This is a genomic window from Salipiger pallidus (assembly GCF_014643635.1).
Lineage (GTDB): Bacteria > Pseudomonadota > Alphaproteobacteria > Rhodobacterales > Rhodobacteraceae > Salipiger > Salipiger pallidus.
Genome location: NZ_BMJV01000009.1, coordinates 86521 through 106115, shown reverse-complemented (window position 1 = coordinate 106115; position 19595 = coordinate 86521). Strand labels below are relative to the sequence as shown.

Here is a 19595-nt window from a genome sequence, read left to right as displayed (position 1 = left end):
GATTCCCATGAAGGATCAGATTTTCATTGACGGCGCCTACTGCGCCTCTGCCTCCGGCGAGTTTTTCGACGTTGTCGACCCTGCTGACCGCAAGGTGTTCCACCATGTGCCGCGTGGCATTGCGGCGGATATCGACCGTGCCGTTGTGGCGGCCCGCCGCGCCTTTGAAGAAGGCCCCTGGCCACGCATGAGCGGCGCCGAGAGGGCCGGCGTATTGCGCCGCATGGGTGATGAGATCGCCGCCCGCACCGACGAGCTTGCCCGGCTCGAGGTTCGGGACAATGGCAAGCCCCTTCCCGAGGCGGTTTGGGATATCGAGGATACTGCCGGTGTGTTCCACTTCTACGCCGACCTAGCAGAAGGGCTCGATGGGGCCGAGCAGGCGATCACGCTCGGAATGGATGGGTTCACGTCTAAGGCAGTGAAGGAGCCGATCGGCGTGGCCGGGGCGATCATCCCATGGAACTTCCCGATGCTCATGGCGTCGTGGAAGGTGGCGCCGGCGCTTGCCGCGGGCTGCACGATAGTCCTCAAACCCTCTGAACTCACCCCGTGCACTGCGCTTGAGCTTGGCGAGATCGCCAACAAGGCGGGCCTCCCGTATGGCGTACTCAACATCGTCACCGGCTATGGCGACGAGGCTGGCCAACCGCTGACCGAACACCCCGGCGTCGACAAGCTGGCCTTCACAGGCTCGATCCCCACCGGCTCGCGGATCATGGCAACTGCCGCGCGCGACATCAAGGCCGTCAGCCTGGAGCTCGGGGGCAAGTCGCCGATGGTGATCTTTGCCGACACCCCACTCGATGAGGCGGTCGAGTGGATCATGTTCGGGATCTTCTGGAACCAGGGCGAGGTCTGCTCGGCCACTTCGCGTGTGCTGGTCGAGGCTCCGATCTACGACGCGCTAATCGCACGGCTCGCCGAAGAGGCGCGCAAGATCAAGATCGGCCATGGGCTCGAAGAGGGCGTTCTGCTGGGGCCGTTGGTCAGTCAAGGCCAGCTTGAGAAGGTGCTGGCCTGGATCGAGACCGGCAAGGCTGAAGCGCGGCTCGTCTGCGGCGGTGGCGTACCCAAGGGGCTCGAAGGCGGCTGTTACATCGAGCCGACAATTTTCGCCGATATGGGTAAGGACGCGAGGATCTGGACCGAGGAAATCTTCGGTCCCGTGGTCTGCGTCAAACCCTTCGACACCGAGGCAGAAGCGATCCGGATGGCCAATAACAGCCGCTTTGGACTCGGCGCGGCGGTGATGTCCGCTGATCTTGACCGCGCCGAGCGCGTGGCCCGTGCCTTCCGGGCTGGCATCGTCTGGATCAACTGCTCGCAGCCCACCTTCACCGAGGCGCCTTGGGGCGGCTACAAACAATCGGGCATTGGCCGAGAACTCGGCGAATGGGGCCTGAACAACTACCTCGAGACCAAGCAGATCACCAGCTTCGACCGTTCTCGGCCGTGGGGCTGGTATCTCAAGGAGTGAAATGATGCGCTGGACTCGGACTCTCCAGACGGTCGATGTACACTGCGCGGGCGAGATCGGCCGCGTTGTGACCGGCGGCATGCTCGACATCCCGGGCGCAACGATGGCCGACAAGCTGCGGCACCTCAACGAGGTCGACGACAGCCTGCGTCGCTTTCTTTGCTCCGAGCCGCGCTCGGGCCCTGCAGGCTCGTTCTGCCTGCTTCTGCCCGCCTGCGATCCGCGCGCGGACGTCGGGTTCATCGTGCTGCAGCCGGATCAGGCCCACGCCATGTCTGGCTCGAACGCCATGTGCGCGGTAACCGCCCTTCTCGAAACCGGCATGATACCGTTGACCGAGCCCGAGACCATTGTGACACTCGACACGGCCGCAGGGCTGGTCCGAACCACGGCGCTGTGCGAGGCGGGCAAGGTCACTCGCGTTTCGCTTGATATGCCCCCCTCTTTCGTCGCCGCTAAGGATGCGGTGATCGATACTCTCGACTGGGGGCAGCTGCGCTACGACCTCTGCTTCGGCGGGGTTTTCTATGCGCTGGTGGACGTCGACCAGATCGGCCTGACCATCGCCCCGGAGAACGCCCGCGCGCTGGCCACCGCCGGTGTCACCCTGCGCAATGCGATCGCCCAGACCTGCGCCGCAAGGCATCCGGAGAACAGCGCCCTCGATGGGCTCGCATACGTTATGTTCCGCGCGCAGGAGTCCGATGGCGCGCTGCGTACCTGCACGACGCTGCGCCCAGGGCGAGTCGACCGCTCGCCCTGCGGGACTGGCTCAAACGCCAATATGGCGGTACGCCACGCCGAGGGACGGGCAATGGTCGGCGACCGGGTGGTTTCGCGGTCGATCATCGGCGGCGAATTCACCACCCAGTTTCTCGACGTATCGAAGGTGGGAAATGTTCCCGCCACACAGAACCGCGTTTCCGGCCAATGCTGGATCTACGCGATCACTCAACTCGGCCTCGACCCCGGCGATCCGTTCCCACTTGGTTTCACGCTTTCCGACACCTGGGGTGGCTGATCCCCACCCCGCACCTCCGCGAATCCAAAAGACACAGATGACTCCTGTTGCCGAACGAACCATCCTGCTCACCGGCGCGACCGGCCCAGCCTTGGCGTGACCGTCGCATGTCATGAGACTGCGCAGAAAACTGCCTTTTCTCATGGGCAGAAAGAGCCGGCCAGCGGGGTCAACTCGTGGGGCGCAGGATCGTCGGATATCCCGCGACCAATGCTAGCGCCGCCTTGCGGGTGGTGATCGCCGCCGGGACGTTCCAGGGCCTGATCGCCGCGCTGCCCAAGATGGGCTGGCGCATCACTGTCAAGCGCTGGTCACGGCGGGGGCGCGGTTCATCTCGCCCCGAGGGCGAACCATTCGACGAAAGAAGCGGCACCGGAACTCTCGCCGCGTGCCTCGGCTAGCAGTTTGCCCTGCTCGAGCGTCGTGAACATGACCATGTCATCGGCATTGGCAGGCATCAGCTCAAATTAGCGGCGCGGCACGGCCCCACACTCGCGCGCCAACCAGTGGGCCGAATCCGGCTGGGCCCCTTACGAAGCCTCGATAACGGCATGAATTTCTGGCGACATGTACGGCACGTGACCGACGGCTCCACCATCTGCGGAGGTTAGGCCGGCGGTGGTTTTAACCGATGCCATCTGGTAACAGCCGCCGTCGATCAGGCAGGATTTACGCAGAAGCGTGGGGTCATCTTTGTGGGTATGTGAAGACATGCGAACTCCTGATTAGGTCCGCTGCCGCGTGGGCCGCGACACGCGCGAACCGACAGCTTCTGGTCACGCGACCGCGAAAGGGATCAACTCTCAGGCGCGAGCACGGGCGGGCTTGTCCACCTCGCGATCCCAGGTGTCGAGGGTCACACCCGCCTTGCGCAGAAGGTGCTTTTGCACCTTGCCCGAGGCTGTCTTCGGCAGGTCGTCCAGCACCCGGAGGTAGCGCGGCACCATGAAGCGCGGAAGCGTCTCGGACAGGCGTTTGCTTACTGATACAGGATCGATCTTCTGCCCTTCGGCGGGGGCGACGACGATCAGGACGTCGTCCTCCGAGAACTCGGAGGGCACCGCCACCGCGGCGCATTCGCGAATTTCAGGGAGGTTCAGCACCTCGCTTTCCAGAGCAAAGGAGGAGATGTTTTCGCCGCGCCGACGGATCACGTCTTTCAACCGGTCGACGAAGTAATAGGTGCCATCCGCGTCGCAGCGGAAACTGTCTCCGGTGTGGAACCAGCCGTTCCGCATCGCGTCCACCGTAGCGCCGGCATTATTGTAGTAGCCCGACATCAGAGCCCAGGGCCGATGCGAGCGGATAACCAGCTCGCCGGTTTCACCGATCCCCAGGGGCATGTCGTTCTCGTCAACGATCCGAAGCTCGCACCACGGACGCGGTTTCCCGGCGATGCCCTTGGTGGTGATGCCGGGGCCCGCGTGCATCGGGCTGGCGATCTCGGTCATGTTGTAGATCGTCCAAGCCTCCACGCCGAAGCGCTGCGCGAACAGCGGGCCGTCTTCGCCGAAGGGCGTGATGAAGGCGCGCCGCAACGGGTGGTCGCGGTCATCAGGGCGGGCCGGGGCCTTCAGCAGGAAGGCGGCCATGACCCCGAGCAGGAGGCAATAGGTCGAGCCGGTCTCGCGCACCGCCTGCCAGAAGGTATCGGTCTTGAACTCGCACATCATCCCGATCGAAAGGCCCCGCGCCAGCATGGCATTCACGTAAAGCGTCGAGCCACAGTGGAAGATCGGACCGCAGATCATGCATCGGTCGTCTGCGGCCACCTCGAAGGCGTCCGGGCCCATGGTATAGTGCTGAGCATAGGTGCTCATCACCCCCTTGGCGTTGCCCGTGGTGCCGGATGTGTACATAATCGCATGAAGGTCCCAAGGCTCGATCGGCTGCGCCAGCGCCAGCGCCTCGGGGTCCTCTTTCTGCGGGTCGACCAGCGGCGCGATGTCGTAGCCGTCGATTGCGGCGGCCTCGCCCTCGACCACCAGAACGGTGGTGACCGCGCCGGGGTTCAGCCCGGCCAGCCGCTCGGCCAGCCCGGCCTGGGCGATGAGGACGGAGGCGTCGGCGTCCGCCAGTATGTGTTCCAGCATCTGCCCGCGTGCCCCGGTGTTGATCGGGACATAGGCGGCGCCAAGGTAGTTGATCGCAAACCAGGTGCACAGAAGATCGGGGCTGTTGCCCATCAGGCAAAGCACATGGTCGCCGCGCCGGACGCCGGCCTTGGCCAGCGCGCAGGCCCGCAGCCGCACGCGACGGTGCAACTCGCCATAGCTCCAGAGCGGCCCGGGCCAGAACTGGACGAACGGCGCGTCGGGTTGGGTCTCGGCGTATCCGTCTAGGACATAGCGCAGGACAGACCTGTTCCGATCGAGCGCGGGATCGGCGCCCAAGGCGCTTTCGGGGGCCGTATCCGTGGACGTCTGGGCCATCTCTTCCTCCTCAAGAAAAGGTCTCACTCCGTGCGCGCCGGTCGCAGGGCGCGCAATTTTCATATTGCAACGGCGCGACTCGACATGCAACATACTTGGTAGTATGTCTCACGTCAGTGGGACGGCGACAAGGGAAAATGACCGAAATGACAGGTGTGGAAGTCGAAACACAGGGCGCCATCGCAACGGTACGATTCGACCGGGGCGGCAAGGCCAATGCGCTAGACTACGCGATGATCGACAGTCTGGAGGCCGCCGCGACCGAGCTGTCGCGCAACCCCGATGTATCTGTCGTCGTGCTCGCCGGAACGCCAAGCATCTTCGCCGCCGGTGTCGACCTGAAGGACGCGCGCCTGTGGAATCCCGAAGGTGGAGATGTCGCCCGTCACCTTTCGATGAATGCGGGTGTGCGGATGAGCAATGCATGGCGGCGCCTGCCCCAGATCGTCATTGCCGCGCTGGAGGGGCCCGCGATTGGGGGCGGTGCCATCCTCGCGCTCTGTGCCGACTTCCGCGTCGTCTCCGAAGAGGCCTACCTGCGCTTTCCCGAGGTCCGTCTCGGCATGACGCTCGGCTGGGGCGGGCTGCCGCTGCTGACCGAGCGGGTCGGCGCCGGGCGCGCCAAGCGGATCCTGTGCTGTGACGAGACCATCGGCGCCGACGAGGCACTTGCGCTGGGACTGGCCGACCGAAAGGTCCCTGCCGGCACCGCCTTCGAGGCCGCGCGGAGCTGGGCGGCCTCGATCGCCGAAAGTCCGGCGATGTCCCTGCGCATGACCAAATCCGCCATCGATGCCCATGCCCGGCGAAACTGGGCCGAGGGCGCCGAGGGGGATCAGTTTCTTCTGGCCAAACTGCTTGCCGAAAGCGGCAGCACGGGCTGAAGCAAGGGCCGGGGCGAGGGGGCGGCCGGCCACACATGCACCGCTGTCGGTGCGAAAAGGGAGGAGTATTCCAATGACAAAACTGAACAAGGCCGCTCTGGCGTGTCTATTCTCGGTCGGACTTGCCACGGGGGCGCAGGCCGAGCCCTATCGGCTCGGTGTTCTCACTGACATGTCCGGGATGAACTTTGACTTGTCGGGCAAGGGCTCGGAAGTCGCCGCGCGCATGGCTGTCGAGGATTTCGGTGGCACACTGCTTGGCGAGGACGTGGAGGTGATCGTCGGCGATCACCAGAACAAGCCGGACGTCGGCTCCACACTCGCCCGCCGCTGGATTGACGAAGAGAACGTCGTCGCCATCGTCGACCTGCCGACCTCTTCGGTTGCACTTGCCGTGCAGGAAATCACCCGCCAGAGCGATACCGCGCTGCTGATCTCGACCGGCGGCTCCTCCGAGTTGACCGGAGCGTCGTGCTCGCCCTCCACCGCGCAGTGGACCTGGGACACCTACGCGCTTGCAAACGGCACTGGCCGCGCGATGACGCTGGAAGGCGACAAAAACTGGTTCTTCCTGACCGTCGACTACACCTTTGGCCATGCTCTTGAGGCGGACACGACGGCTGCAGTGGAAGCCGCCGGCGGCTCGATCGTCGGCAAGGTCACTCACCCGCGCGAAACCTCGGATTTCTCCTCCTACCTGCTGCAGGCACAGGCCTCGGGCGCGGATGTGATCGCGCTTGCGAATTCGTCGGGCGACACGATGACGGCGCTGAAGCAGGCCGAAGAGTTCGGCATCACCGCCGCCGGTCAGGACATCGCAGGGATGCTTCTGTTCCTCACTGACGTGCATGGCGTCGGCCTCGAGATCGCTCAGAACCTGACGCTGACCACTGCCTTCTACTGGGACATGGACGATGACACCCGCGCCTGGTCGCAACGCTTTGCCGAGCGCATGGACGGCAAGATGCCGACTATGGTGCACGCCGGCGTCTACTCGGCGGTGCTGAACTACCTCAAGGCGGCCGAGGCCTCGGGTCAGGCAACCAGCGGCTCGCAAGTCATGGAGACCATGCGCGGCATGGATATCGACGACTTCTTCAACCGCAACGCCTATCTGCGCAAGGACGGCCGGGTCGTGCACGACATGTACCTCGTGCAGGTCAAGACCCCCGAAGAATCGAAGGGCCCGTGGGACTACTACAAGGTTCTGCGCACCATCCCGGGCGACGAGGCTTTCCGCTCGGTCGAACAGAGCGCCTGCCCGCTCCTCGACGACTGAAGGGTGACCTCATGACGTTGGCTACCGTTCCGGCGCAGCATGCGCCGGCGGGGTCCCGTGCCGCCTTGTCGGCACGGGGTCTCAGCAAGAGCTTCGGAAACTTCCAGGCGGTGAACGACGTCGATATCGACGTTCATCACGGCCGGATCCACGCCCTGATCGGACCGAATGGCGCGGGCAAGAGCACGGTCTTCAACCTGTTGACCAAGTTCCTGCAGCCGACCGCGGGCAAGATCATGTTGGGCGAGACCGACATCACCCGTATGGATCCCGCCCATATCGCCCGGCTCGGAGTGGCGCGGTCGTTCCAGATTTCCGCGACCTTCGGGGACATGTCGCTGGTCGACAACGTCTGCGTGGCGCTGCAACGGCCCAACGGGCTTGCCGTGCAATTCTGGCGACCGCTTGGCAGCCTGTCACGGCTGCGTCCCCGCGCTATGGAGCTGCTGGGGCGCGTCGGGCTTGCCGACATGGCCGCCCGGCGCGCTGCGGACCTGTCCTACGGGCGCAAGCGCGCGCTCGAGATCGCCACGACTCTGGCCCTCGATCCCAAGGTGCTGCTGCTGGACGAGCCGCTCGCCGGCATGGGCCAGGAGGACGTCGAAACCATGGCGGGCCTGATCGCCGATGTCGCCCGCGACTGCGCGCTGCTGATGGTGGAACACAACATCAAGGTCGTTGCCGATATCGGTCACGACATCACCGTGCTTCAGCGCGGCGAGATCCTGACCCAGGGCAGCTATGCCGAGGTCAGCGCCGATCCCCGCGTGCGCGAAGCCTACATGGGAGCCGAGGACGATGACTGATGGATCCGCGACACCCCGCGAGGCGCGCGGCCCCGCACAGTTGAGGGTCAGGGGGCTCGAAGCGTGGTACGGCGAGAGTCAGGCGCTTTACGGTGTCGACCTCGATGTCTACCCGGGCGAGACCGTCACGCTTCTGGGCCGCAACGGGGTCGGCAAGACGACAACCCTGCGCAGCCTAATGGGCATCTTACGCAAACGCAGCGGAGAGATCGACTTCGACCAGCGATCGATCCTGCGGCTGGCGCCGCACCGGGTCGCTCACGCCGGCATGGGGTTCGTCCCCGAGGAGCGTGGTATCTTCGCCTCGCTAACCGTCGAGGAGAACCTGCTGCTGCCGCCAAAGGTGGCCAACAGCGGCATGGAGATGTCGCTTGACGAGATCTACACGCTGTTCCCGAACCTGCTGGAGCGCCGGCACAGCCCGGGCACCAAGCTGTCCGGAGGAGAGCAGCAGATGCTGGCCATCGCCCGCATCCTGCGCACCGGCGTCAGTATGATCCTTCTTGACGAGCCAACCGAAGGACTGGCCCCGGTGATCGTGAACCGCATCGGCGAGATGCTGACAGCGCTGAAGGCCCACGGGCTGAGCATCCTGCTGGTCGAACAGAATTTCCGTTTCGCGGCAAGGAACGCCGACCACTTCTACGTCATGGATCATGGCGTGATGATCGACAGCTTCGCGGTGGCCGAGCTGCCCGCAAAGCGAGAGGCGCTGAACACGGCGCTGGGGGTTTGATATGACTATGATACTCGGGATGCCGCTGCCTGTCCTTACTGGACAGCTGCTCATCGGCCTGATCAACGGCTCCTTCTACGCGCTGCTGTCGCTGGGCCTCGCGGTGATTTTCGGCCTGCTGCGCGTGGTGAACTTTGCCCATGGGGCGTTTTACATGCTGGGCGCCTTCACCGCCTGGATGCTGGGGCAGTATCTAGGCATCGGATTCTGGGGCGCGCTGCTGCTTGCCCCGCTGATCGTCGGCCTCGTGGGCGCGGTCGTCGAACGCACCATGCTGCGGCGCCTTTACGATCTCGACCATCTCTACGGGTTGCTCTTCACCTTTGGGCTTGCCCTGCTCTTGGAGGGGCTGTTCCAGCATGTCTACGGCGCCTCGGGCAAACCGTTCTCGGCACCGGAGGCGATGAAGGGCGTGGTGCGGACCGATTTCGTGACCGTGCCAATCTATCGCGGCTGGGTCGTGATCGCGTCGCTCGTGCTCTGCCTCGGCACCTGGGCGCTGATCGAGAAGACCAAGATCGGCGCCTACCTTCGTGCGGCGACCGAGGATGCCACGCTGGTTCAGGCCTTCGGCGTGAACGTGCCCTTGTTGCTGACGCTGACCTACGCCTTCGGCTGCGCCCTTGCGGGCATCGCCGGGGTTCTGGCCGCGCCGGTCTTTCAGGTTAGCCCGACGATGGGATCAAACCTCATCATCATCATCTTCGCGGTGGTCGTGGTGGGCGGCATGGGATCGATCCTTGGCGCGATCGCCACCGGCTATCTGCTTGGCATCGTCGAGGGGCTGACCAAGGTGTTTTACCCTGAGGCCGCGAATATCGCGATCTTCATCATCATGGCCGTGGTGCTGATGCTGCGGCCTGCGGGTCTCTTCGGAAAGGAATACTGACATGATTGTAGCCGAAGACTACGAGACGGTCGCGGACTCCCGTCGATCGCATCCCGCCCAGCGGGTCCTGGTTCTGGCGCTGATCGGTGTGCTCCTGCTGCTTCCGCTCTGGGTCTATCCGGTGCTCTTGATGAAGCTGATGTGCTTCGCGCTATTCGCATCGGCCTTCAACCTGCTGCTTGGCTACGGAGGGCTGTTGTCCTTCGGCCACGCCGCCTTCTTCGGCGGGGCGGCCTATGTCACGGCCCACGCCCTCAAGGTCTGGGAGATCAACCCCGAGTTCGCCATCCTCACCGGTGTAGGGGCCGCGCTGGGTCTGGGACTGGTGATCGGGCTGCTCGCCGTGCGCCGTCAGGGCATCTACTTCGCCATGGTGACGCTGGCCCTGTCGCAGATGTTCTACTTCTTCTGCCTGCAGGCGCCATTCACCCATGGTGAGGACGGCATCCAGGGCTTTTCCCGCGGCAAACTGTTCGGCATCGTCGACCTCGCCGACAGCACGACGCTCTATTACTTCGTCGCCGCGATGTTCGTGGCCAGCCTCTTCGCGATCTGGCGCATCGTGCATTCGCCCTTCGGGATGATCCTGCAGGCGGTCCGCGAGAACGAGCAGCGCGCGATCTCGCTCGGCTACTCGGTGCAGCGCTACAAGCTGGGGGCGTTCGTGATGTCGGCGGGCTTTGCCGGTCTCGCCGGCAGCCTCAAGGCGCTGCTGTTCCAGTTCGCCACCCTCACGGATGTCAACTGGCACATGTCCGGTGAGGTCATTCTGATGACCCTGCTGGGCGGTATCGGCAGCATTGCCGGTCCCATTGTCGGCGCGGGCCTCGTCGTCACGCTGCAGAACCATCTCGCCACGTCCGGCTTTCCGGTGACCACGGTTCTCGGCGCGACCTTCATCGTCTGCGTGCTGCTGTTCCGCCGCGGCATCGTGGGGGAACTGCGCCACCGGCTTCCCGCATGGAGACGCAAATGAGCGCCCCCGACCTGCCCGTCAGCCGGTTCCGTGTGCTGTCCGACTGGGTCGATTACAACGGCCACATGGGGGACTTCGCCTATGGCATCGCCTTCTCGCGCAGCGCGACCGCGATGATGGAAGACATCGGGCTCGACGAAGCCTACCGCACCGCGGCACGGGCGACGCTCTACACGCTGGAGATGCGGATCGGCTACCAGCGCGAATGCCACGAGGGCGATGCCCTTATGGTCGAGACCCGGGTGCAGGCCGCAGATCCCAAGCGGATGCATCTCTATCAGGAGATGCGCTCCGGGGACGGCACCCTGCTGGCGTGGTGTGAACAGGTGTTACTGCATGTGGCGCGTGACACGGGCACGCCCCGCGCCGCACCGTTCCCACCCGCCACCGCAGAGCGGCTGGCTGGACTGTCAGCCCAATTCCGGCCAATCGGACGCCCGGGCTGGCTCGAGCGGCCGACGGGCCTCGGCTGAGGCCTCCACCTTAAGAGCATCGATAGACCCTCTCGGGGCGACACGGGCGGGTTTGTCCTTGCCCAAGGCATACAAGAGCAGACGGCCGCCGGGGCAACCGGCGGCCGTCTGGAGTCGTGGGTGTGGGCGGCGTTCAGAGCACCTCGAACAGCCCGGCCGCCCCCATGCCCCCGCCGACGCACATGGTCACGACGACAAAACGCACGCCGCGCCGCTTGCCCTCGATCAGCGCGTGCCCGACCATCCGCGCGCCCGACATGCCGTAGGGATGCCCGATCGAGATCGCGCCGCCATTGACGTTGAGCAGCTCGTCGGGAATGCCCAGCTGATCGCGCGAGGGCAGGACCTGCGCCGCAAAGGCCTCGTTCAGCTCCCACAGGCCGATATCCTCGACCCGCAGCCCATGGATGGCCAGCAGCTTGCGGACCGCGGGCACCGGGCCCATGCCCATCTCGTCCGGCGACACGCCCGCGACGGCCATGCCGCGATAGAGGCCGAGCGGTGCCAGCCCGCGACGCTCGGCCTCGGCCCGCTCCATCAGCACCGCCGCAGAGGCGCCGTCGGACAGCTGTGAGGCATTGCCTGCGGTAACATACTCGCCCACCCCGATCTGCTGGCCGTCGCTGAACACCGGGGACAGGCCGGAGAGGCCCTCCAGCGTGGTTCCCGGACGGTTGCCCTCGTCCCGGGACAGCGTCACCTCCTGCATCGAGGTGGCGCCGCTCTGCCGGTCCGTGACCTGCATGAGCGTGGTGATCGGCACGATCTCGTCGTCGAACCGACCCGCCTCCTGTGCCGCGGCGGTGCGCTGCTGCGAGCGCAGCGCGTAGGCATCTTGATCCGCGCGGCGGATGCCATGGCGGCGCGCGACGATCTCGGCGGTTTCGACCATTGACATATAAGTCGCGGGCAGATGCTCGGACAGCCACGGGTCCTGCCAGTGGCGGGTGTTCATCTCGGGGGTCTGCACCAGCGAGATCTGCTCGACACCGCCGCCGATGGTCACCGACATGCCGTCCGAAATGATCTGCTTCGCGGCGATGGCGATGGCCATTAGCCCCGAGGCACATTGCCGATCGACGCTTTGCCCGGGCACCGAAACCGGCAGACCCGCGCGCAGCAGGCCGGTGCGCGCGATATTCATATGCATGGTGCCCTGCTGCAGGGCGGCCCCGACGACGACATCCTCGATCTCACCCGGCTCGACCCCGGCGCGGCTCACGGCGTACGCGATGGCATGGCCGATGAGCCGGGGCGCGGTGGTGGCATTGAAAGCGCCGCGATAGGCCTTTCCGATCGGAGTGCGGGCGGTCGAGACGATGACGGCTTCCCTCATTTCGGGGCCTCCTGTTTGTCGGTGACGGGGACAGTGGCAGGATCGCGGAACAGCGCGTCGGCACAGGCCCGCAGCGCGGGGGTCAGGGGCATAGGGCGGCGGGTGGCGCGGTCAACGTAGACATGGACAAATTGCCCCCGTGCGGCACATGCTCCCTTTGCGAGATCGAAGAGACCGAAGCCCCAGGTCAGGCTGGTGCGCCCGATGGCCTCGATCCGCACCCCGACCCTGAGGCTCGCGGGAAAGGTGATCTCGCGGAAGAATTGGGCGCCGTTGCGCACCACCAGCCCAATCGGCCCGGCGCTTGAAGCCGAGAGGTCGAGGGCGCCGTGTTCCAGCAAGGCCACGTTCATGGCTGTATCGAAATAGCGCAGGTATGCCACGTTGTTGACGTGGCCATAGACATCGGAATCAGCCCATTGCGGCACGGTGGCGTAATGCCAGCCATAGGCCTCCTGCGGCAGCGGCTCGAGACGCTCGGACATGCCGTCAGCCCTTCTCTGCCACCGCCGCGCGGGCGTTGGCAATGATGCGATCGACATGGTCGAGCCCGGCCATCACCTCGATCTGGCCGTCGAGACTGGCGATCTCGTCGAAGCGGTCCCCGACGGCGCTGGGGGTGAAATCCGTGCCGGCAAAGCACACCCCCTGGCTCTCGACCAGAGCAAGACGGGCGACGGTGCCCGCCCCGGCCAGCAATGCGGTGCGCGAGGGCGCGTCGCGGCTTACGAGCCAGACCGCCGCCGGCGAGACCAGTTCCGGCTCCAGAAGGTCCAGCATCGCCGGATCCATCATGTCGCCGGTCATGCGGGTCGCCGCCGTCGGAAGGATCGCGTTCAGGTGGATGCCGTATTTGGCGCCTTCGAAATGCAGCACGTTCATCAGCCCGAGCACCCCCATCTTGGCGGCGCCGTAATTCGCCTGGCCGAAGTTGCCATAGCTGCCGGAGGTCGACGAGGTCACGAGGATCCGGCCATAGCCCTGTTCGCGCATCTGGGCCCAGACCGCCTTGGTGGCAATCGCAGTGCCCAGCAGGTGCACGTCGACGACGCGGCGGAAGTCGTCGATCTCCATCTTCGCGAAGCTCTTGTCGCGCAGGATGCCCGCGTTGTTGATCAGCACATCGATGCGCCCGAAAGCCGACAGCGTCTGCTCCACCAGTGCGGCCATGTCTGCCTCGGAGGTGACGTTGCCGGCATTGGCTATGGCCCGGCCGCCTTCGGCGGTGATCTCGCGCACCACGGCCTCGCTAGCCTCGGTGGTGCCGTCGCTCCCGTCTCTGCCGCCACCGAAATCATTTACCACGACCGCCGCACCGTGACGGGCAAGCATGAGAGCGTGAGAGCGGCCCAGACCGCCGCCCGCGCCAGTGACAATCGCGACTTGATCCTTGAATGAAACCGGCATGTCTATCTCCTCCAAGCCGTTTGTCTTTTGAGAATTTCCTGATGTGACCGCACCCGGCCCGCCCGAGGCCTCAGCCGCCGACGATTAGCACGAGCCAGTCCGCGGCAAGCGCCGGGCGATCCGCACCCTCTATTTCGACGCTGACCGCATAGCTGCGCAGGACGCCCCCGGCCTTCGCCGTCTCGCCCGCCACGCTGAAGTGGCCCCGCAGGCGGGAGCCGACCGGCACCGGCGCGAGGAACCGCACTTTGTCGAAGCCGTAGTTCACCTCGACCGCGCCCTGCCCCGTCTGGGGCAGGGCGGTGCGCGTGAAGGCCGTCAGAAGCGAGAGCACGAAGAACCCGTGCACGATGGTGCCGCCATAGGCGCTTTCGGCCTTAGCGCGTTCGGGGTCGACATGGATGAACTGGTGGTCATCGATGGTATCGGCGAACCGGTCGACCATGGCTTGGTCGACCGTGATCCAGTCGGAAGCGAACGAAGCGGCCGCGTCATGCATGGGAGTGTCCTTGAGAAGTCTTGGCTTTACACTTGCGACATACTGCGTAGTATGTTCGTCGCATACTGTCCAGACCTGATCCCCGACGCGAAGATTGTTGTTTGATTTCGCGATCCGTTTTATGGCTTGGATGATATAAAAACTAAAAACTCACCGGAGGGCACCGGGTGGCGAACGAAGGCATTCACCGCGAATGGGCATCAAGGATCCGCGGCCACGAAGAGTCGGGTCACCTTGTCGAAAGCGTCGTCGAAATTCTTGATTGCGCGGCACTTTGCTTCACCGAGATGGGTTTTCAGGGGACCAGCATCGACGATGTGGCCCGCCGTCTCGGCGCGACGAAGGGCCGAATTTACCACTACTTCCGGTCAAAGACGGACCTTTTCTTCGAGGTCCATCGCGAGGGCATGACACGCCTGATGGATGCCGTGACCGCTGCGATGGACGCAGGCGGCACGGGCCGCGAAAAGCTGCAGCGGATGGTCGAGGCGCACGCCCTCACCATGATGCAGAATGTCGCCTACGAGGCCGTCGTCGTGCAAGGCGTGCACCTGCACAGGCTGAGCGCCACCACCCCAGAGCAACGGGTCATCCTGAACGAGTTGATGGACGTCCGGCACCAGTTCGAACAGCTTTTCGTGCAGGTCTTCCATGAAGGTCAGGCGGATGGAAGCGTGCGAGAGACCGCCGATACGTCGCTTGCGGTGAAGGGCATTCTTGGGGCTGTTAACTGGATGGCAATCTGGTACCGCCCGCGCGCAGATGAAAGCCCCGAAACCCAAAAGGCCATGGCTGTCGAGGTCGCCGGGCTGCAGATTAAGGGCGTGACTTGAGCATACACGCACTTCACCGCCCCGAGCGCACTTGCCAAGGCCTTCCGCTGTGGGCTCTCCCGTTGGCACTCCTTTGAGCTCTACCTCGAGGAGGGGTGCATCGACACCGATTATGTTGATAACCCCCTTTCCCGACTATTTTCACGACGGTTAGGGCTTTGGTGGCCTGTCTTCTCATGCCTCGACCATCCTCGCGTAGGATGCCTCCGCATTGGTGACGAGCTCCACCTCCCGGGGGGCGGATCTCCTTAATCCAATAGTCGCGCCCTGGACCCGGCTTGTTGCCATGCTGTTTGGGCGCCCCGGCACGTAGCGCGAGCTTGCACATCTTCATCCCCACTATGTTCTGCCGTGCCCAGCGGTAGGTCCTCGCCTTCTTGAGCAGATGCCAGATCAGGACGGCGATCTTGCGCGCCGTCGCGACCAGCATCGTTCACGCCGTTGCATTGCCCTGCTTCGTGATCCGGCCATGGCTCGCCTGGACCGAGGCAGCGGCATCGGTGGCCGAAACGTTGGACATTGCGCTGACCTCGCACGTGATCGGCCCGCGCCAGGAGTTTGTCGACCACCACGTGTTCTGGCGCGCGCCGGGGGTTTGTCTCGTCGCCCGAGGCGAACATCATCCGTGTGCTACGGAAAGTACTTTCAATCAGAAGTCGCGATACTCCTTCACTGGTACTTCAACACCTTGCGAGCTGACCCGGTCGGATCCAGCCCTACACTGGGGCCGTTTCCTGCTTACAGTTGAAGAGCCCTGTGGGGCAGGACAGAGAATTGAATGGCCCCGACCATCAGAGCGATCCAAATCTTAAATCATTTGATGAAAGATCATTCAGAGCGGGCACACTCAACTTTGTTTCTGAAATCTATCTCGCGACCTTGGAGATTTGACGCGACGATCTTGGGACGAACTGCGCGTCGGATAAGCCAAATTACGAAAAACGAAATGCAGCCAGTCTGCTAGATTGTTGGACACACGTCTCAATTGTTACCCAATACCAGAAGCAACTACCCCATTGCCCAGGTGGAACCCGCGGGGCTTGCGCCGAACGATGTGGGCCATCAGCCCCCCCAAGCGCCTCAGACCTTGAACTCCCAAGGATCGCATGCAAATCATGAAAGCGCTCGCCCTGTACCGGTAGGTGATCATGCAGGGTCTGACGCGAGCAGCGCGGCGGGGGCGGAGCCCCATCTCCCTTCACTCGAACTCGATCAGCAGGTCCTTGGCGTCGATCTGACCACCGGGCATCTCGTGCAGGTACACCTCCGATGCAGGCGCCTGAAGACCGGACTCGAACGCGGTGTACTGCCCGCGCACCGCTTCCCAGTAGTTCGACAGCTCGCGGATGGTGCCAACGTCCAGCAGCGTGTCACGGTCGGTGTGGCGCAGCGCCTCGACGATCGACCCCAGAGTGGGCTGCGAGGTGTTGCCCGACAGCGCGTCCATGGCCGCATCCACCGCGTCCACGCCCGCGCGCGCCGCTTCCAGCACGGTGGCGATGGACGCGCCCGAGGTGTCGTGGGTGTGGAAGTGGATCGGCAGGCCGACCTCTTCCTTCAGCGCCTTGACCAGAGCCCCGGCGGAGTTGGCCTTGAGCAGGCCGGCCATGTCCTTGAGACCCAGCACATGCGCGCCGGCGTCTTTCAGCGCCTTGCCCATGTCGACATAGTACTGGAGGTTGTACTTCGCCCGGTCCGGATCGAGGATGTCGCCGGTGTAGCAGATGGTGCCTTCGCAGACCTTGCCGCTCTCGATCACCGCGTCCATCGCGACGCGCATGTTCTCGACCCAGTTCAGCGAATCGAAGACGCGGAACACGTCGACGCCGCTCTCCGCCGCCTGCGCCAAGAAGCTCTGCACCACGTTGTCGGGGTAGTTGGTGTAGCCCACGCCGTTGGAGGCGCGCAGCAGCATCTGCGTCATGATGTTGGGCATCTTGGCGCGGATGTCGCGCAGAGCGGGGTCCATGCGGCGGATGGCGGCACTCGGAGTTTTTCACCACCTTGTTAGAGCATCAGTCGAGGTATTGAACACCACGATCGTTCAGAAGCGTATCGACCCAGCTGCGGTCCACGCTGCCATCGCGGATCGCTGCGATCTCTTTGACCTCCGCCGCCTGCTTGGCTTCGGCGAGTGTGATGAGACCTTCGGCCTCTTCGCACGGAACACACAGCACTCCGTCGCAATCGCCAAGGATCAGATCGCCGGGATTGACGACCATGCCGTCGATGGAAACCGAAACGTTGATCTCGCCGGGGCCGTCCTTGTAGGGACCGCGATGCGTCACCCCGGCGGCATACATGCCGATCCCCGACTCGCGGATCTCATCGGCATCACGGATCGCCCCGTTGATCACAAACCCGGCGACGCCTTTTTCTTGCGCGAGATAGACCATGATTTCGCCCATGATCGAGTTGGTCAGGTCACCGCCCGCGTCGACAACGATGACATCGCCCGCCTCGGCCATGTCGATGGCCTTGTGGACCAGAAGGTTGTCGCCCGGCCGGGTCTTAACGGTGATCGCCGCGCCAGACAGCACCTTGCCCTGCGCATGATAGGGGCGCAGGCGCGTGCCGGCCGCAGTCATGCGACTCATCGAATCCGACACATTGGCAACCGGCAAAGCGGCAAAGCGCGCCGCCAGAGTGGCATCCACTTTTGCCTTGCGCGGACGGATCGTGAAACCGGTGGTCATGAGATATCTCCTTGTATTTAGATGGTGTTGGGTGCGCGCAGCGCCGATAAGATCTGTTCCGCGACCGCTTGGCCGACACGGACAAGTGCGCCATTGGTGGAGCCGCCGATGTGCGGTGTGGCGAGAAAGGCTTCGCAGGCCATCAGCGGATTCTCCGTCGAGGGAGGCTCCACAGCGAACACATCGGCGGCGGCCCCGGCGATGTGTCCCGACTGGATGGCAGCCGCGAGGGCGGTCTCATCGACGATGCCGCCTCGCGCGCAATTGACGAGAAAACTGCCGGGGCGCATGCGGGCCAGCGCAGGGGCATCCAGAGCGTTTTGGGTCGCGGGGAGCAGGGGCGCGTGGACAAAAAGTATGTCACTGGTTTCGAGCAGGCGTTCGAGGCTGTCGCAGCGGGCGATAGCAGCGGGCCAGTCCTGATCCGAGACGCCCGGATCGAAAGCTTGAACAGGCGCGTCGAAGCCCCCGATGAGCCGCTGCGCGGTCCCCCTGCCGATGGCGCCGAGGCCGAAAATTCCGGCCTGAAGCTCAGCTAGGTCAAACCCGCGCTTCTGCGCGCCGCTCGGTGGCGTCCCTGCCTTGACTGCAAGTGTGACGGTATGAATCTGGCGGATGAGCGCGAGGGCGAACCCGATGGCCAGATCTGATACCGATGCCGCATTGGCCCCCGGCGTCGACAGGACGGTGATCGCCCGCGCGCTGGCGGCCTCTAGATCAATTGCGTCGAGGCCCGCACCATGCTTTCCGATCACCCTCAGGTTCGGACAGGCGCTGATCTCGTCGGCGCCGACTTTCGCCGTGCGCACGATTACCGCATCGCAGGCGGAGGGAAACGGCACATCCCCTAGCCAGACTTCCGCCTCGGTCTGCAGCAACGCCACGACATCGGGATGCACCGGATCGACGACGTGAACGATCGGACGGCTCATTTCAATTGCTCCGACAGCAGCGCAACGGCTTCATCTGTCGACAGCGGCCCTTTCGGTGCGGTGTTTTCAAGCTGCCGGACCGTGCGCTCGTAGCTTTGCAGAACGGATTGGGTCAGTTGTAGCTTCAGCCCGTAGGACTCGGCCTGCGCAATCGCGGCGGCGACTTCATACTTGCGGCGCGGCGCGTGCAGAACATGCGAGCGCACCATAGCATCCAGCAGGTCAGGAAAGGGGCGCGCGCTGATGTCGGTCAGGTTGTCGCGGATCGGCACCTGAAGGCCCATGGCGGTTGCGGCCGCATAGCATTCGACGGCCAGGGCCTCGATACCTTTGGTCATCAAGGTGCGTAAGAGCTTGATCCCGCCGGCATCTCCCGCAGCGGAGTCGGGCAACGCCGATACGCTGAAACCCAATTCCTGCAGGGCTGCCAGGGCTTCCGGGGCGCGCGGCCCTGAAAGCAAGATCGGAGCACTCGCCCCCGACAGATCGACCGATCCCATGATCGCCCCGTCGACAAACCGCGCCCGATCCTCAGTAAAGGCATCGGCGCACACCTCCATCAGAGCCTTCGGAGAGGATGAGAGATCCAGATAAAGGAACGCTCCACCGACCCGCGCCAGATCCCGCGCAACCCCTTCTGCCGCTGCGGACGGCATCAGGCCCAAAACCAGGGTGTCCTGTGCAAGCTCCAACGGAAGCGCCGAGAGGACAACCGCGTCTCCCGTCTCTTCAAGTGCAAACGGGTCAACGTACGTCACAGACCAGCCATGTGCAGAGATCTTTGCACCGAAGGCGCGGCCAACCTCACCGTACCCGATCAGTAGAGCCGCCGGACGGCTTTGTTCATTCATGCTGGTTCTCCTCTTCCCACGGAGCTTAAAAATACAAACTAAAAACAAAAAGCAAGAAAAAGACA

At 64.2% G+C, this 19595-nt stretch carries 20 protein-coding genes and 2 pseudogenes; 10 read left to right on the top strand and 12 right to left on the bottom strand.

What is annotated here, in order from left to right; genetic code table 11:
- Positions 1-7 precede the first annotated feature (7 nt).
- Together IEX41_RS18480 and IEX41_RS18475 are read left to right on the top strand one after the other, a co-directional pair.
- On the top strand, positions 8-1480 hold the full coding sequence (locus IEX41_RS18480; RefSeq protein WP_188791798.1) for an aldehyde dehydrogenase family protein: 1473 nt from the start codon (positions 8-10) through the stop codon (positions 1478-1480).
- 4 nt (positions 1481-1484) lie between these two features.
- Positions 1485-2501, top strand: coding sequence for a proline racemase family protein (locus IEX41_RS18475; protein ID WP_188791797.1), 1017 nt, complete (start codon positions 1485-1487; stop codon positions 2499-2501).
- 169 nt (positions 2502-2670) lie between these two features.
- Here the strand turns inward: IEX41_RS18475 and IEX41_RS21975 are convergent, their stop codons facing one another.
- The 3 genes from IEX41_RS21975 to IEX41_RS18460 form a co-directional block, all read right to left on the bottom strand.
- Positions 2671-2874, bottom strand: coding sequence for an aldehyde dehydrogenase family protein (locus IEX41_RS21975; RefSeq protein WP_373285664.1), 204 nt, complete (start codon positions 2872-2874; stop codon positions 2671-2673).
- A gap of 157 nt (positions 2875-3031) precedes the next feature.
- Positions 3032-3214 carry a hypothetical protein gene (locus IEX41_RS18465; RefSeq protein WP_188791795.1) on the bottom strand — a complete coding sequence of 61 codons (183 nt, stop codon included), beginning with the start codon at positions 3212-3214 and terminating at the stop codon, positions 3032-3034.
- Between the two features lie 90 nt (positions 3215-3304).
- Positions 3305-4933, bottom strand: coding sequence for an AMP-binding protein (locus tag IEX41_RS18460; protein WP_188791794.1), 1629 nt, complete (start codon positions 4931-4933; stop codon positions 3305-3307).
- 137 nt (positions 4934-5070) lie between these two features.
- Here IEX41_RS18460 and IEX41_RS18455 point away from each other — a divergent pair, with 137 nt between their 5' ends.
- The 7 genes from IEX41_RS18455 to IEX41_RS18425 all read left to right on the top strand — a co-directional run bounded on the left by IEX41_RS18455 (position 5071) and on the right by IEX41_RS18425 (position 10976).
- A complete protein-coding gene (locus tag IEX41_RS18455) occupies positions 5071-5817 on the top strand; it encodes an enoyl-CoA hydratase/isomerase family protein (protein ID WP_188791793.1) in 747 nt (248 codons plus the stop codon).
- 73 nt (positions 5818-5890) lie between these two features.
- Positions 5891-7096, top strand: coding sequence for an ABC transporter substrate-binding protein (locus tag IEX41_RS18450; protein ID WP_188791792.1), 1206 nt, complete (start codon positions 5891-5893; stop codon positions 7094-7096).
- An 11-nt stretch (positions 7097-7107) separates the two neighbouring features.
- Complete coding sequence (locus tag IEX41_RS18445) at positions 7108-7902, top strand: ABC transporter ATP-binding protein (RefSeq protein ID WP_188791791.1); 795 nt, start codon at positions 7108-7110, stop codon at positions 7900-7902.
- Complete coding sequence (locus tag IEX41_RS18440; protein WP_188791790.1) at positions 7895-8638, top strand: ABC transporter ATP-binding protein; 744 nt, start codon at positions 7895-7897, stop codon at positions 8636-8638. The genes IEX41_RS18445 and IEX41_RS18440 overlap by 8 nt, the downstream gene beginning before the upstream one ends.
- A gap of 1 nt (position 8639) precedes the next feature.
- Positions 8640-9527, top strand: a complete 888-nt coding sequence (locus IEX41_RS18435; RefSeq protein WP_188791789.1) for a branched-chain amino acid ABC transporter permease — start codon at positions 8640-8642, stop codon at positions 9525-9527.
- A 1-nt stretch (position 9528) separates the two neighbouring features.
- Positions 9529-10503, top strand: coding sequence for a branched-chain amino acid ABC transporter permease (locus tag IEX41_RS18430; protein ID WP_188791788.1), 975 nt, complete (start codon positions 9529-9531; stop codon positions 10501-10503).
- Positions 10500-10976: a thioesterase family protein gene (locus tag IEX41_RS18425; protein WP_188791787.1), complete on the top strand. Its 477-nt coding sequence runs from the start codon at positions 10500-10502 to the stop codon at positions 10974-10976. The genes IEX41_RS18430 and IEX41_RS18425 overlap by 4 nt, the downstream gene beginning before the upstream one ends.
- Positions 10977-11109: 133 nt before the next feature.
- On the opposite strand, the gene IEX41_RS18420 is transcribed toward IEX41_RS18425, so the two are convergent.
- From IEX41_RS18420 to IEX41_RS18405, 4 genes are all read right to left on the bottom strand, one after another.
- The gene (locus tag IEX41_RS18420; protein ID WP_188791786.1) at positions 11110-12312 is read right to left on the bottom strand and encodes an acetyl-CoA C-acyltransferase; all 1203 of its coding nucleotides are present in this window, start codon (positions 12310-12312) and stop codon (positions 11110-11112) included.
- Positions 12309-12797 carry an acyl-CoA thioesterase gene (locus IEX41_RS18415; protein ID WP_188791785.1) on the bottom strand — a complete coding sequence of 163 codons (489 nt, stop codon included), beginning with the start codon at positions 12795-12797 and terminating at the stop codon, positions 12309-12311. The genes IEX41_RS18420 and IEX41_RS18415 overlap by 4 nt, the downstream gene beginning before the upstream one ends.
- A gap of 4 nt (positions 12798-12801) precedes the next feature.
- Positions 12802-13719, bottom strand: coding sequence for an SDR family NAD(P)-dependent oxidoreductase (locus IEX41_RS18410; RefSeq protein WP_188791784.1), 918 nt, complete (start codon positions 13717-13719; stop codon positions 12802-12804).
- Positions 13720-13789: 70 nt separating this feature from the next.
- The gene (locus IEX41_RS18405) at positions 13790-14218 is read right to left on the bottom strand and encodes a MaoC family dehydratase (RefSeq protein ID WP_188791783.1); all 429 of its coding nucleotides are present in this window, start codon (positions 14216-14218) and stop codon (positions 13790-13792) included.
- A 167-nt stretch (positions 14219-14385) separates the two neighbouring features.
- On the opposite strand from IEX41_RS18405, the gene IEX41_RS18400 reads away from it, so the two are divergent.
- Positions 14386-15051, top strand: a complete 666-nt coding sequence (locus IEX41_RS18400; RefSeq protein ID WP_229673359.1) for a TetR/AcrR family transcriptional regulator — start codon at positions 14386-14388, stop codon at positions 15049-15051.
- 174 nt (positions 15052-15225) lie between these two features.
- On the opposite strand, the pseudogene IEX41_RS18395 reads toward IEX41_RS18400, so the two are convergent.
- The 5 genes and pseudogenes from IEX41_RS18395 to IEX41_RS18375 all read right to left on the bottom strand — a co-directional run.
- Positions 15226-15529, bottom strand: a pseudogene (locus tag IEX41_RS18395) (hypothetical protein); the annotation flags it as partial.
- A 756-nt stretch (positions 15530-16285) separates the two neighbouring features.
- Positions 16286-17008 (bottom strand): annotated as a pseudogene (locus tag IEX41_RS18390) (hydroxymethylglutaryl-CoA lyase-like TIM-barrel protein); the annotation flags it as partial.
- Positions 17009-17066: 58 nt separating this feature from the next.
- Positions 17067-17747, bottom strand: a complete 681-nt coding sequence (locus IEX41_RS18385) for an RraA family protein (RefSeq protein ID WP_188791782.1) — start codon at positions 17745-17747, stop codon at positions 17067-17069.
- A gap of 17 nt (positions 17748-17764) precedes the next feature.
- Entirely contained in the window at positions 17765-18679 is a 915-nt protein-coding gene (locus IEX41_RS18380) for an NAD(P)-dependent oxidoreductase (protein ID WP_188791781.1), read from the bottom strand.
- Positions 18676-19530 (bottom strand): hypothetical protein, encoded by an 855-nt coding sequence (locus tag IEX41_RS18375; protein ID WP_188791780.1) that lies wholly within the window; start codon positions 19528-19530, stop codon positions 18676-18678. Before IEX41_RS18375 ends, IEX41_RS18380 begins: the two co-directional genes overlap by 4 nt.
- Positions 19531-19595 lie beyond the last annotated feature (65 nt).

Excerpts from the sequence above, each read along its gene's own strand:
- IEX41_RS18480 (WP_188791798.1), top strand. The coding sequence starts at position 8 with ATGAAGGATCAGATTTTCATTGACGGCGCCTACTGCGCCTCTGCCTCC.
- IEX41_RS18475 (WP_188791797.1), top strand. The coding sequence starts at position 1,485 with ATGCGCTGGACTCGGACTCTCCAGACGGTCGATGTACACTGCGCGGGC.
- IEX41_RS18465 (WP_188791795.1), bottom strand. The coding sequence starts at position 3,214 with ATGTCTTCACATACCCACAAAGATGACCCCACGCTTCTGCGTAAATCC.
- IEX41_RS18460 (WP_188791794.1), bottom strand. The coding sequence starts at position 4,933 with ATGGCCCAGACGTCCACGGATACGGCCCCCGAAAGCGCCTTGGGCGCC.
- IEX41_RS18455 (WP_188791793.1), top strand. The coding sequence starts at position 5,071 with ATGACCGAAATGACAGGTGTGGAAGTCGAAACACAGGGCGCCATCGCA.
- IEX41_RS18450 (WP_188791792.1), top strand. The coding sequence starts at position 5,891 with ATGACAAAACTGAACAAGGCCGCTCTGGCGTGTCTATTCTCGGTCGGA.
- IEX41_RS18445 (WP_188791791.1), top strand. The coding sequence starts at position 7,108 with ATGACGTTGGCTACCGTTCCGGCGCAGCATGCGCCGGCGGGGTCCCGT.
- IEX41_RS18440 (WP_188791790.1), top strand. The coding sequence starts at position 7,895 with ATGACTGATGGATCCGCGACACCCCGCGAGGCGCGCGGCCCCGCACAG.
- IEX41_RS18435 (WP_188791789.1), top strand. The coding sequence starts at position 8,640 with ATGACTATGATACTCGGGATGCCGCTGCCTGTCCTTACTGGACAGCTG.
- IEX41_RS18430 (WP_188791788.1), top strand. The coding sequence starts at position 9,529 with ATGATTGTAGCCGAAGACTACGAGACGGTCGCGGACTCCCGTCGATCG.
- IEX41_RS18425 (WP_188791787.1), top strand. The coding sequence starts at position 10,500 with ATGAGCGCCCCCGACCTGCCCGTCAGCCGGTTCCGTGTGCTGTCCGAC.
- IEX41_RS18420 (WP_188791786.1), bottom strand. The coding sequence starts at position 12,312 with ATGAGGGAAGCCGTCATCGTCTCGACCGCCCGCACTCCGATCGGAAAG.
- IEX41_RS18415 (WP_188791785.1), bottom strand. The coding sequence starts at position 12,797 with ATGTCCGAGCGTCTCGAGCCGCTGCCGCAGGAGGCCTATGGCTGGCAT.
- IEX41_RS18410 (WP_188791784.1), bottom strand. The coding sequence starts at position 13,719 with ATGCCGGTTTCATTCAAGGATCAAGTCGCGATTGTCACTGGCGCGGGC.
- IEX41_RS18405 (WP_188791783.1), bottom strand. The coding sequence starts at position 14,218 with ATGCATGACGCGGCCGCTTCGTTCGCTTCCGACTGGATCACGGTCGAC.
- IEX41_RS18385 (WP_188791782.1), bottom strand. The coding sequence starts at position 17,747 with ATGACCACCGGTTTCACGATCCGTCCGCGCAAGGCAAAAGTGGATGCC.
- IEX41_RS18380 (WP_188791781.1), bottom strand. The coding sequence starts at position 18,679 with ATGAGCCGTCCGATCGTTCACGTCGTCGATCCGGTGCATCCCGATGTC.
- IEX41_RS18375 (WP_188791780.1), bottom strand. The coding sequence starts at position 19,530 with ATGAATGAACAAAGCCGTCCGGCGGCTCTACTGATCGGGTACGGTGAG.